Here is a 12,069-nt window from a genome sequence, read left to right as displayed (position 1 = left end):
TGGCTTCCGCCTTTGTCGTTCCGGAGACAAGCCGTCATGCGACGAACTCGGTCGGGTGGCAGAAATGTGCCGGAGTGCCGGCCCGGGGATCGGGGCGCGCACATACATGCGGGGTGGCCTGCGGGTTTGTCACGTAATCGCGCGATGGTAGCGGTATCGGCGCATCCCTAAATGTCACTCACAGGCGGGAACACCCGGTCCTCCTGGCCCCAAACGCCCGGTGCATGCGTGTCGCTATGCACCGTGGCGAGCGTCTGACACACCTTAGGGCGCACACCCTGTTGGACGGCGCTGGGCGTCACCACTCACGAGACCGGGCGGGCTCTGTTCGCGACACACACCGCGAGCAGAGCCCACAGAGCCTTCAGCCCCCCTAAACGCAAAAGCAGGCCCGGAGGCCTGCTTGTCGTCCCGAGAGGGGGCGTGTTCAGAGCATCAGCTGGTAGCTGTGCGGGATGTAGCGGAAGCCGTCGCCGCGGGTTTCCACGAAGCCGACCCCGGGGAAGGGCATGTGGTAGCCGATCATCGGGATCCGCTCATCGGCGATCTGGCCCAGCACCGCGCGGCGGGAGGCGGCGGCCCCGGCCTTGTCCATGTCGAAGCGCACTTCCCAGTCGGGACGCTCCAGCGACCAGATCGGGTGGTTCGCCAGATCCGCGATGAGCATCAGGGCCTGGCCCTCGCTCTCGATCCGGTAGGTCATGTGCCCGGGGGTGTGGCCGAAGGCGGCCATGGCGGTGATGCCCGAGGCGACCGAGCCGCCATCATCGAGGAAGGAGAACTGCTCGTTCAGCGGCGCGACATTGGTGTTGAACCGGTCATTGGCCGCGTTGGACCAGTGGTTATGCTCGGCCGCGCCAGTGATATAGCGCGCATTGGCGAAGGTCGGGTCATCGCCGGACATCAGCCCGCCGATATGGTCGCCATGCATATGGGTGAGGACCACCGTGTCCACCTGATCCGGGCTGTAGCCTGCGGCGGCGAGGGCGCTGGTGATGCCGTCGGGGTTCAGGCCGGTGTCGAAAAGCACCAGCTCGCTGCCGGTGTTCACGACCGTCGGGGTGAAGAAGAACTGCGAGGCGTCGGCGGGGATGAAGTTCTCTTCGCTGACCTTCGCGAATTCCTCGGGCGAGACGTTCATGCCGAAGATCGACTGGATCTCGTCGCGCTTGGTGGTGCCGGCCAAGAGGGTCGTTACCTCGAACCCGCCGAGCTTGATGCGGTTATGGGTCGGCACCGTGGCGCCCTTCATGTCGGCGGCGGCCAGTGCCGGGCTGCCGGCGGCGGCGGCCAGGGGCAGGGCGGCACCTGCGGCGAGGGCTTGGCGGCGTGTGAATGTGCTCATGTCTCGTCTCCTTGAGTGATCGCTCATATCTAGCGCGCTGCGACAATTTGGCGAGCGCCCAATCGCCATTTTGGTTGGAGGTCGCCGAGACGTTATCGGGCCGTTTACGGCCCCGTGGATACTGTTACTCTGCGGGCGCGGCGGACACGCCCGGGGCAGGCCAAGGGGGCGTGCCGGTAACGGAGCTTTGCCATGGAAGACCTGCTTCTCACGCTGGTACAGGAAAATCTCGTGATCCTGCTGCTGGCGGCGTTCATCCTGCTCTGCGTGTTCCTCGGGATTCGGATCGTGCCGCAATCCGAGAAGCATGTGGTGGAACGGTTCGGGCGGTTGCGCGCGGTGCTGGGGCCGGGGATCAATTTCATCGTGCCGTTTCTCGACCGGGTCGCCCATGAGGTGTCGATCCTCGAGCGGCAATTGCCCAATGCCAGCCAGGACGCGATCACCAGTGACAACGTGCTGGTGCAGGTGGAGACCAGCGTGTTCTACCGGATCCTGGAGCCTGAGCGCACGGTCTACCGGATCCGCGATGTGGACGGCGCGATTGCCACCACCGTCGCCGGGATCGTGCGGGCCGAGATCGGCAAGATGGAGCTGGACGAGGTGCAGTCGAACCGCAGCCAGCTGATCAGCCAGATCAAGGCGCTGGTCGAGGATGCAGTGGATGACTGGGGGATCGAGGTGACCCGGGCCGAGATCCTCGACGTCAATCTGGATGCGGCCACGCGCGAGGCGATGTTGCAGCAGCTCAATGCCGAGCGCGCGCGCCGGGCCCAGGTCACCGAGGCCGAGGGCCAGAAACGCGCGGTGGAGCTGGCCGCCGATGCGGAGCTCTATGCCGCCGAGCAGGAGGCGAAGGCCCGCCGGGTGCTCGCCGATGCAGAGGCCTATGCCACCAGCGCCGTGGCCCGGGCCATTCAGGATAACGGGCTGGAGGCGGCGCAGTATCAGGTCGCGCTGAAACAGGTCGAGGCGCTCACGGCGGTGGGGTCTTCCCAAGGCACACAGACGGTCATCGTCCCTGCGGATGCGGTGGATGCCTTCACCAATGCCTTCCACATGCTGAAAGGGCGCGGCTGATGCTGGTCACGCCATGGTTCTGGTTCGCGGCGGCGCTGATCCTCGGCTTTGTCGAGATGCTGGCGCCCGGCTATATCTTTCTCGGGATCGCGATCGGCGCGGGGCTCGTGGGTGGGCTGCTGCTTGTCACCCCGGCGGAGCTCGGCTGGACGCAATCCGTCCCGATCCTCTGCCTGATCTTTGCGGTGCTGTCGCTGATCGCGTGGCTGGCCCTGCGGCGGATCTTCGGCCTGCGTCAGGGGCAGGTGAAGACCTTCGAGCATGACATCAACGACGACTAGGCCGGGCTCGCGCCACGGCCGCTAGGCGGTGGGCAGCTCGGCCAGCACGGCGCGCGCGGCGGCGGCCGGGGCCGCGGCCTGCCAGATCGGGCGCCCGACCACGATATGGTCGGCCCCGTCGGCGATTGCCTTGGCGGGTGTGGCCACCCGTTTCTGATCCCCCAGCGCGGCGCCGGTCGGGCGCACGCCCGGTGTCACGATCAGCTTGCCATTCGCCTCGGGCAGGGCGCGGATCACCGCGGCCTCCTGCGGGCTGGCGATGACGCCATCGGCCCCGGCCTCCAGCGCGCGGCCCGCGCGTTCGAGCACCAGATCCTGCACCGGCCCCTCGGGCATCAGGCAGGCATCCAGATCCGCCCGGTCCAGCGAGGTCAGGATCGTCACCCCGAGGATCTTCATGTCCGACCCGGCGGCGCCCTGCTTGGCGGCCGCGACCACGTGGGGATCGCCATGGACGGTCAGGAAATCGATCTCGAACTGGGCCAGCCCGCGCACCGCCGCCTCGACGGTCGCGCCGATATCGAAGAGCTTCATGTCGAGAAAGATCCGCTTGCCATGCTCGGTCTTCAACTCATTGGCCAGCGCCAACCCCCCGCCGGTCAGCATCCCCAGCCCGATCTTGTAAAAGGACACCGCATCCCCGAGCTTGCCGGCGAGTTCGAGCCCGGCCAGCGCGTTGGGAACATCCAGCGCCACAATCAGGCGATCATCTGCGGTTTGCGTCATCGGGGCCTCCATGGTTGCTGCCTTCCCCTGCCAGAGGCCCGGCCCCCCTGCAAGGGGCGCTTTTTCGCGCCCGATTTCGGGTCTGTGGCTCTTGCGCAACGGTTTCTTCACGCCCATCTGAGATGTGAGGCTTGCAACAGATGTGCCGCGAAGCGGGCGTCTCACCGGGCAAGCGCTTGGAAAAAGGAGAAACCGATGAACCTGGAAAAGTTCACGGAGCGGTCGCGCGGCTTCCTTCAGGCCGCCCAGACCATTGCGATGCGGGAAAATCACCAACGGATGGTGCCCGAGCATCTTCTGAAGGCGTTTCTGGATGATGACGAGGGCCTGGCGGCCAACCTGATCGAACGCGCGGGCGGGGATCTGGCGCGGGTGCGCGAGGCGTTGGAGACGGCGCTGGACAAGCTGCCCAAAGTGTCGGGCGATGGCGCGCAGACCTATCTGGATGCCCAGACCTCGAAGGTGCTGGACGAGGCGGAAAAGATCGCGACCAAGGCCGGCGACAGTTTTGTCCCGGTGGAACGCATCCTGACCGCGCTGGCCGTGACGAAATCCGGCGCCAAGAGCGCGCTGGAGGCGGGTGGCGTGACCGCCCAGAAGCTGAACGGGGCCATCAACGACATTCGCAAGGGGCGGACGGCGGATACGGCCTCGGCGGAATCGGGCTATGATGCGCTCAAGAAATTCGCGCGCGACCTGACCGAGGCCGCGGCCGATGGCAAGATCGACCCGATCATCGGGCGCGACGAGGAAATCCGCCGCGCCATGCAGGTGCTGAGCCGTCGCACCAAGAACAACCCGGTGCTGATCGGCGAGCCGGGCGTCGGCAAGACCGCGATTGCCGAGGGGCTCGCCCTGCGGATCGTGAATGGCGATGTGCCTGAATCCTTGCGCAACAAGAAGCTGATGGCGCTGGACATGGGCAGCCTGATCGCGGGCGCGAAATATCGCGGCGAGTTCGAGGAGCGGTTGAAATCCGTGCTGTCGGAAGTGACGGCGGCGGCGGGTGAGATCATCCTGTTCATCGACGAGATGCACACGCTTGTGGGCGCGGGCAAGGCGGATGGGGCGATGGATGCTTCGAACCTGCTGAAACCGGCGCTGGCGCGCGGGGAGCTGCATTGTGTCGGGGCCACAACGCTCGATGAGTACCGCAAATATGTCGAGAAGGACGCCGCCCTGGCCCGCCGGTTCCAGCCGGTGATCGTGCAGGAGCCCACGGTCGAGGACACGGTGTCGATCCTGCGGGGCATCAAGGAGAAATACGAGCTGCATCACGGGGTGCGGATTTCGGACAGTGCGTTGGTGGCGGCCTCGACCCTGAGCCACCGCTATATCACCGACCGGTTCCTGCCGGACAAGGCGATCGACCTCGTGGATGAGGCGGCGTCGCGGCTGCGCATGGAGGTGGACAGCAAGCCCGAAGAGCTCGACGCGCTGGACCGCGAGATCCTGCAGAAGCAGATCGAGGCGGAGGCGTTGCGGCTGGAGGATGATCTGGCCTCGCGCGACCGTCTCGCGAGCCTGGAAAAGGATCTGTCGGATCTGCAGCAGCGCAGCGCAGAGATGACCGCCCAGTGGCAGTCCGAGCGCGACAAGCTGAGCGCGGCGCGGGACCTCAAGGAGCAGCTCGACAAGGCGCGGGCCGAGCTCGAGATCGCCAAGCGCGAGGGCAATCTGGGCCGCGCGGGGGAGCTGTCCTATGGCGTGATCCCGGGGCTCGAGAAGCAGCTGGCCGCCGCCGAGAATGGCGAGAGCGACGTGATGGTCGAGGAGGCCGTGCGCCCGGAGCAGATCGCCTCGGTGGTGGAGCGCTGGACCGGCATTCCGACCTCCAAGATGCTGGAGGGCGAGCGTGAGAAGCTTCTCCGGATGGAGGATGAGATCGGGCGTCGGGTCATCGGTCAGAAATCCGCTGTGCGTGCGGTGGCCAATGCGGTGCGCCGGGCGCGGGCGGGGCTGAACGACGAGAACCGGCCTCTGGGCTCGTTCCTCTTCCTCGGGCCGACCGGGGTCGGAAAGACCGAGCTGACCAAGGCCGTGGCGGAGTTCCTCTTTGACGATGACAGCGCGATGGTGCGCATCGACATGTCCGAATTCATGGAGAAACACGCGGTCGCGCGGCTGATCGGGGCACCTCCGGGCTATGTCGGCTATGACGAGGGCGGCGTGCTGACCGAGGCGGTGCGGCGGCGGCCCTATCAGGTCGTGCTGTTCGACGAGGTCGAGAAGGCGCATCCGGATGTCTTCAACGTGCTGTTGCAGGTGCTGGATGACGGGATGCTCACCGATGGGCAGGGCCGGACCGTCGATTTCAAGCAGACGCTGATCGTGCTGACCTCGAACCTCGGGGCGCAGGCGCTGAGCCAGCTGCCCGACGGGGCCGATACGAGCGGGGCCAAGCGCGACGTGATGGATGCGGTCCGGGCCCATTTCCGGCCCGAATTCCTCAACCGGCTGGACGAGACGATCATCTTCGACCGGCTCGTGCGCGAGGATATGGACGCGATTGTCGATATCCAGCTCGCCCTGCTGCAAAAGCGGCTGGATGGGCGCAAGCTGACGCTGGCACTGGATGACAGTGCGCGGACCTGGCTTGCCGATGAGGGCTATGACCCGGTCTTTGGCGCGCGCCCGCTCAAGCGGGTGATCCAGCGGGCCCTGCAGGACCAGTTGGCGGAGATGATCCTGTCGGGGGATCTGTCCGATGGCGACAGCATTCCGATCAGTGCCGGGGCCGATGGTCTTCTGGTCGGGGACCGCGTGTCGAGTTCCCAGCGCACACCGCCGGAGGATGCGGTGGTCCATTGACGCCAGACGGCACCTGAGGAAGGCCCCCGGATGCGGGGGCCTTTTTTGTTTGCGTCCGTGACGGGGGCCGGTCAGTGTCAGGAGGACATCGCCAGATCAGGAGGCCCAGCCATGTTCCGACCCCTCGTGTTTGCCACAGCGCTCGCCTGCACCGCGCCCATGGCGCAGGCCAATTCCGATGTCCTGCCCGCTCCGGGCACCACGTTCAGCGCCTATGGGTCGATCGAAGGCTGGACGGTCTTTGTCAATGAGGACCGGAAGACCTGCATGATCGAGAAGGTCGATGCGGCGGAGAATGTTGTTCAGATGGGCCTGACCGTGGATCGCGGCTTTGGCTATCTGGGCGTGTTCACCAAACAGGACACCCCGTTGGAGACGGGGGAGGAAACGGTCGCGGTGCTGCTGGGCGAGAACCTCTATGTGGGCTCGGCGCGCACGCTCAGCTCGGGCCTGCGGGACGGGTATCAGGGTGGCTACATCATCTCGGATGATCCGCAATTCGTCACCGATATCATGCAGCAATACGAGATGATCGTTCTGCCCGAGACGGATTTCGCATTCGTGGTCGATCTGACCGGGACGATGAAGGCGATCGAGGCTGCGCGCGACTGCAATGCGGCGCAGAACGGCTAGCGGTCGCGCGGGCGCCTAGCCGTCCAGATCCACGGTCAGCCGCACGCCCGTCTCGGTCTCTTCCCACCGCGCGCCATGTTTGCGCAGCGCTTTTTCCAGGGCCCGGACCGTGTCATAGCCCGCCCCGGACCCACCCTCGAGGCGTTTGAGGGTCTGCACATGCACGCCGGCCGCATCGGCCAGCTCTTTCTGCTTGAGCCCCGTGGCCCGGCGCGCCCGCGCGATGATGGTTCCGATCTTCATGGCGAGGTATGTGTCACAGGCGTTAATCTATGGCAACGCAGAAGATGATAGTTGATACAAAAAGTATAAATCATTAGGCTTTTAACGGTTTCTTGACGGGATCGGCGGATCCTGTCCCGAACCGTAGAAAAGGAGCCTTCGCATGTTTCCCCTCGTGGCCTTCGTTCTGTTGCTCGCGGCTCCCAAGGGGGATGTCTATGTGGCCGATGCCGGAACCCTCGTGATGTCCGGAACGGCGGTTCGGCTCGAAGGGATCGCGGTGCCCCCGCCGAACAGTCCGCAGGGCGAAGCGGCGGCCGAGATGTTGCGCGCGATTGTCGAGGGCAAGCTCGTGACCTGCCAGATGCAGGGGGCGGGCATCCAGAGCTTTGCCTCGGGTACCTGTCAGGCGGATGGCGAGGATATCGGCGCGGCCCTGATCGCCTCGGGCCACGCCACGATGATGCGCTGACGGCCGGTCGCGCCTGAGGGGCGACGCCCCTAGCGGCGCAGGGCGGGCAGGCCGATGCCCGTGGCCTCGAACCCGCCATCGGCGGCGAGCACCTGCCCGGTGATATAGCTGGCCTTGTCCGAGCATAGAAAGGCGATCGCCTCGGCGATTTCCTGTTCCGAGCCATAGCGGTTGAGCGGGATCGCGTCGTGATAGGCGTCGATGATCTCTTGCGAGTGGACGGCCATGGCGAGCTTGGTGCGCACGGGGCCCGGGCAGACGCAATTGGCCCGGATACCATATTCGCCGAGCTCGACGGCCTGTTGCAGGGTGAGCTGGATCACCGCCGCCTTGGAGGTGCCATAGGCCACCCGGAGGGTCGAGGCGCGTAGGCCCGAGATCGAGGAAATGTTGACGATGGCCCCGCCGGTCTCGCGCAGGGCCGGGGTCGCGGCCTGCACGCAGAGGAAGGGGCCGTCCAGATTGGTGGCCATCACCGTACGCCATCGCGCGTAGGTCGTATCCTCGATCGGACCGAAATCGGCCACGCCGGCATTGTTGACCAGCGCATCGATCCGCCCGAACTTGCGCAGGGTCTCGGCGATCATCCCCGAGACCGAGTCCGCATCCGAGACGTCGCAATCGATCCCGTGGACATTGTCGAGGCTGGTGATCGCATCGGCGAGCGCCTCTCCGTCGCGGTCGATCATCGCGACCTTCCAGCCGGAATCGGTGAAGAGGCGCGTGGTGGCGAGGCCGATGCCGCGGGCGGCTCCGGTGACGACGGCGATTTTCTCGGACATGTGATCTCCCATTTGCGCGGGGCGCTTTGGGCTCAGAGTGCGGGAAGCTCCGGGCGCAGACAAGAGGGGGCGGGGCTTGCACGAAAAAGCCCCCGACGCGGCGGCGCCGGGGGCTTGGGTACTCGAAATCAGAGCACTGGTAACGCGGGTCGGGTCCCGATCAGGGCAGCAGAACCGTGTCGATCACGTGGATCACGCCGTTGGAGGCCATGATGTCCGCCGCGATGACGGTGGCATCGTTGACCTTCACGCCGTCGGTGCCGTCGACCTTGACGGTGCCGCCCTGCACGGTGGCGACGTCGAGCATGGCGCCGGCCAGATCGCCGGAGGTCACCGCACCGGGCACCACGTGATAGGTCAGGATCGCGGTCAGCTGATCGATATTGCCCGGCTCCAGCAGGGATTCCACGGTGCCGGCGGGCAGTTTGGCGAAGGCCTCATCGGTCGGGGCGAAGACGGTGAAGGGGCCGTCGCTCTTGAGGGTGTCCACGAGGCCGGCGGCGCCCACGGCGGCGACCAGGGTGGAGAACTGGCTATCAGATGCGGCAATATCCACAATATCGGGGGAGGTGCTGGCCATGGGGTCACATGCTGCGACGAAGGCGACGGCACCGGCGGCTGCCAAGGACTTGAGTGCGAAACGACGGTTCATTGGGGTCTCTCTTTTCTTCAAAAGTGTGGTGCTGGTCCGGCCGGAACCCCGGCCGAACCAGTGGGCGGGTGACCTTACATGGTCGGCAAGATGACCGTGTCGATCACGTGGATGACACCGTTGGAGGCTTCGATATCCGCCGCGGTGACGGTCGCGCCATCCACGGTGACGCCGCCCTCGGTCATGATCTTGACCGAGCTGCCCTGCACGGTGGCTGCTTCCATGCCGTTGGACAGATCGCCGGACATCACTTTGGCCGGGATCACGTGATAGGTCAGGATCGCGGTCAGCTGATCCTTGTTCTCGGGCTTGAGCAAGTCTTCGACCGTGCCTGCGGGCAGGGCGGCGAAGGCCTCGTCGGTGGGTGCGAAGACCGTGAAGGGACCTTCGCTCTTGAGGGTCTCGACCAGACCGGCGGCCTGAACGGCGGCGACCAGCGTGCCGAAGCTGCCGGCTTCCACGGCCACGTCAACGATATCCTTTGCCTTGTCGTCGTCGCTCATCGCGAAGGCCGCACCGGCCATCATCACTGCGGTGGAAGCGGCGAGAAAAGTTCTGCGGATCATGAGTGTATCTCCCTGTCAAACATCCGCCCCCATGGCGGATCTCTTGTTCGATGACGGGCAGTTAGGTGTGTTTTCGAGCGGGGCTTTCCGCCGACGGAGTTGACGACAGCGGCGCTGGGCCTAAGCCCTCTGAAAAGCTGAATGCGAGACACATTTTTGTGAAGCGTCGTGACAAATGACGGCAAAGTGTTTCGGAATTCATCGCCTCCGGGCTGGTTTTGCGGCGGGGGGATGCCTAGCCTTGGCAAGATATTGCGGAGGTGAGCGATGGATATGATGGAGAGCGCGGACTGGGTCGCCCGGGTCCTGTCGAACGGGTTCATTCTGGTTCTGGGGGCGATCGCGGCAGGGCTTGTCGTGCTCTTTGTCATCGACCGGATGCAGACCGCCGACGCGATCCGGCGGAATTACCCGGTGATCGGACGGTTCCGGCATATCTTCTCGACCCTGGGCGAATTCTTTCGCCAATACTTCTTTGCAATGGACCGGGAGGAGCTGCCCTTCAACCGCGCCCAGCGGGAATGGGTGAGCCGGGCCTCCTCGGGCAAGGGCAACACGGTGGCCTTTGGGTCGACCCGCAATCTGAGCGTGGTGGGCACACCGATCTTCGTGAACGCGGCCTTTCCGCCCCTGGACGAGCAGGCGAGCGCCGCCGGGCCCATGCTGATCGGTCCCACGGCGCGACAGCCTTTCGTGGCCCGCTCGATCTTCAACATCTCGGGCATGAGTTATGGCGCGATCTCGAAACCGGCGGTGCTGGCCCTGTCCAAGGGGGCCAAGGCGGCGGGATGCTGGCTGAACACGGGCGAGGGGGGCTTGAGCGCGCATCACCTGACCGGGGGCGCGGATATCGTCTATCAGATCGGGACGGCGAAATACGGGGTGCGCACGCCCGAGGGGGCGCTGGATGACGAGAAACTGGCGAAGATGGCCGCCCATGAGACCGTGCGCATGTTCGAGATCAAGCTCAGCCAGGGGGCCAAGCCCGGCAAGGGCGGGATCCTGCCCGGCGAGAAGGTGACCGCCGAGATCGCCGAGGTGCGCGGTCTTGCGGTGGGGCAGACGAGCTATTCGCCCAACCGCCATGTGGAGATCGACGATTGGGAGGACCTGCTGGATTTCGTGCATCATGTGCGCGAGGTCACCGGCAAGCCCGTGGGCATCAAGATGGTGGCCGGGGCGGAACGCCCCTTTCGCGAGCTTTTCGAGGCCATCAACCGGCGCGGCCCCGAGAGTGCGCCGGATTTCATCACGCTGGACGGGGGCGAGGGCGGCACCGGGGCCGCGCCCATGCCTTTGATCGATCTGGTGGGGATGACCGTGCGCGAGGCGCTGCCCATGGTCGATGACCTGCGCAGTGAATACGGGCTGCGCGAGCGGATCCGTCTGATCGCCTCGGGCAAGCTGGTCAATCCGGGCGATGTGGCCTGGGCCCTGGCGGCGGGGGCGGATTTCGTGACCTCGGCGCGGGGCTTCATGTTCAGTCTGGGCTGTATCCAGGCGCTCAAATGCAACAAGAACACCTGCCCCACGGGCATCACCACCCATGATCCCCGGTTTCAGAAAGGGCTCGTGGTCGAGGAGAAGTACAAGCGCGTGGCGAATTACGCGACCGGTCTGGTGAAGGAGGTCGAGACGATCTCTCATTCCGTGGGGGTGCAGGAGCCGCGCCAGATGCGCCGTCATCATGTGCGCCTTGTGCAGCCCAACGGCACATCGGTCCCGTTCGACCAGTTGCACCCCGTATTTCAGGAACCCGCTACAACGTGAGCGCCTGTGTTTTGGACCTCGGCCTCAGTTCGCCTATCTCAAGCGAATAGAACCGGAGACCTCCATGACGCGCTTTCGCCCAGACCTCAGATATTCCGACATCACCCCCAAGGACGTGTTCCTGAACCGGCGCAGCTTTCTCGCCAGCGCGGCTGCGGCCGGGATCATGGCCGGAAGCCAGGTCTCGGCGCGGGATTTCGCGGGCGGGGAAGAGCCCAACACCTTTGAAGAGATCACCAGCTACAACAATTTCTACGAGTTCGGCACCGATAAGGGGGATCCGGCGCGTTATGCCTCGGCGCTGACCACGGACCCCTGGTCGATCAAGGTGGACGGTCTCGTGGACCGGCCCGGCACCTATGACATCGCGGATCTGGTGGATGAGGCCGAGATCGAGGAGCGGATCTATCGCTTCCGCTGTGTCGAGGCCTGGTCGATGGTCATTCCGTGGAACGGGATCGAGCTGAGCAAGATCCTCGCCAAGTTCGGTCCGCAGCCCGGGGCGAAATACGTGGCCTTTGAGACGCTGGTGCGCCCCGAAGAGATGCGCGGGCAGGCCGGGCGCAGCAATATCGACTGGCCCTATCGCGAGGGGCTGCGCATGGATGAGGCGATGCATCCGCTGACCCTGATGGGGACGGGGATCTATGGCGAGCCCATGCCCAAGCAGAACGGTGCGCCGATCCGGCTGGTCGTGCCGTGGAAATACGGGTTCAAGTCGATCAAGTC

13 protein-coding genes (1 of these 13 only partly in view) are annotated in these 12,069 nt (G+C 65.3%); 7 read left to right on the top strand and 6 right to left on the bottom strand.

Annotated features, from left to right (window positions below):
• Positions 1-427: 427 nt before the first annotated feature.
• Positions 428-1,345, bottom strand: a complete 918-nt coding sequence (locus tag ACP15I_RS15155) for an MBL fold metallo-hydrolase (RefSeq protein ID WP_424975732.1) — start codon at positions 1,343-1,345, stop codon at positions 428-430.
• A 192-nt stretch (positions 1,346-1,537) separates the two neighbouring features.
• Here ACP15I_RS15155 and ACP15I_RS15150 point away from each other — a divergent pair, with 192 nt between their 5' ends.
• Positions 1,538-2,425, top strand: a complete 888-nt coding sequence (locus ACP15I_RS15150) for an SPFH domain-containing protein (RefSeq protein ID WP_424975731.1) — start codon at positions 1,538-1,540, stop codon at positions 2,423-2,425.
• Positions 2,425-2,706: an NfeD family protein gene (locus ACP15I_RS15145; RefSeq protein WP_424965360.1), complete on the top strand. Its 282-nt coding sequence runs from the start codon at positions 2,425-2,427 to the stop codon at positions 2,704-2,706. Before ACP15I_RS15150 ends, ACP15I_RS15145 begins: the two co-directional genes overlap by 1 nt.
• A gap of 21 nt (positions 2,707-2,727) precedes the next feature.
• Here the strand turns inward: ACP15I_RS15145 and pyrF are convergent, their stop codons facing one another.
• On the bottom strand, positions 2,728-3,432 hold the full coding sequence (gene pyrF, locus ACP15I_RS15140; protein WP_424975730.1) for an orotidine-5'-phosphate decarboxylase: 705 nt from the start codon (positions 3,430-3,432) through the stop codon (positions 2,728-2,730).
• A 195-nt stretch (positions 3,433-3,627) separates the two neighbouring features.
• On the opposite strand from pyrF, the gene clpB reads away from it, so the two are divergent.
• Both clpB and ACP15I_RS15130 read left to right on the top strand, forming a co-directional pair.
• Entirely contained in the window at positions 3,628-6,243 is a 2,616-nt protein-coding gene (gene clpB / locus ACP15I_RS15135) for an ATP-dependent chaperone ClpB (RefSeq protein ID WP_424975729.1), read from the top strand.
• Positions 6,244-6,354: 111 nt separating this feature from the next.
• Positions 6,355-6,876, top strand: coding sequence for a hypothetical protein (locus tag ACP15I_RS15130; protein WP_424975728.1), 522 nt, complete (start codon positions 6,355-6,357; stop codon positions 6,874-6,876).
• 15 nt (positions 6,877-6,891) lie between these two features.
• Here the strand turns inward: ACP15I_RS15130 and ACP15I_RS15125 are convergent, their stop codons facing one another.
• Entirely contained in the window at positions 6,892-7,119 is a 228-nt protein-coding gene (locus ACP15I_RS15125; protein WP_424965356.1) for a helix-turn-helix domain-containing protein, read from the bottom strand.
• A 142-nt stretch (positions 7,120-7,261) separates the two neighbouring features.
• Between ACP15I_RS15125 and ACP15I_RS15120 the strand changes: the two genes are divergently transcribed.
• Positions 7,262-7,570, top strand: coding sequence for a thermonuclease family protein (locus ACP15I_RS15120; RefSeq protein ID WP_424965355.1), 309 nt, complete (start codon positions 7,262-7,264; stop codon positions 7,568-7,570).
• Positions 7,571-7,599: 29 nt separating this feature from the next.
• On the opposite strand, the gene ACP15I_RS15115 is transcribed toward ACP15I_RS15120, so the two are convergent.
• From ACP15I_RS15115 to ACP15I_RS15105, 3 genes are all read right to left on the bottom strand, one after another.
• Positions 7,600-8,352, bottom strand: a complete 753-nt coding sequence (locus ACP15I_RS15115; RefSeq protein WP_424975727.1) for an SDR family NAD(P)-dependent oxidoreductase — start codon at positions 8,350-8,352, stop codon at positions 7,600-7,602.
• 160 nt (positions 8,353-8,512) lie between these two features.
• Positions 8,513-9,004, bottom strand: coding sequence for a fasciclin domain-containing protein (locus ACP15I_RS15110; protein ID WP_424965353.1), 492 nt, complete (start codon positions 9,002-9,004; stop codon positions 8,513-8,515).
• A 74-nt stretch (positions 9,005-9,078) separates the two neighbouring features.
• Positions 9,079-9,570, bottom strand: a complete 492-nt coding sequence (locus tag ACP15I_RS15105; RefSeq protein ID WP_424965352.1) for a fasciclin domain-containing protein — start codon at positions 9,568-9,570, stop codon at positions 9,079-9,081.
• A 267-nt stretch (positions 9,571-9,837) separates the two neighbouring features.
• Between ACP15I_RS15105 and ACP15I_RS15100 the strand changes: the two genes are divergently transcribed.
• Together ACP15I_RS15100 and msrP are read left to right on the top strand one after the other, a co-directional pair.
• On the top strand, positions 9,838-11,340 hold the full coding sequence (locus ACP15I_RS15100) for an FMN-binding glutamate synthase family protein (RefSeq protein WP_424975726.1): 1,503 nt from the start codon (positions 9,838-9,840) through the stop codon (positions 11,338-11,340).
• A gap of 64 nt (positions 11,341-11,404) precedes the next feature.
• Positions 11,405-12,069 carry the 5' portion of a protein-methionine-sulfoxide reductase catalytic subunit MsrP gene (msrP, locus tag ACP15I_RS15095; RefSeq protein WP_424965350.1) on the top strand. Its footprint extends 244 nt past the window's final position, so the window shows 665 of its 909 coding nt (coding positions 1-665); it begins with the start codon at positions 11,405-11,407; its stop codon lies beyond the right edge, outside the window.

It is taken from the genome of Dinoroseobacter sp. S124A (assembly GCF_049801015.1).
Lineage (GTDB): Bacteria > Pseudomonadota > Alphaproteobacteria > Rhodobacterales > Rhodobacteraceae > Dinoroseobacter.
Note: the sequence above shows the minus strand (reverse complement) of the source record. Positions and strands in the feature narration are given on the sequence as shown.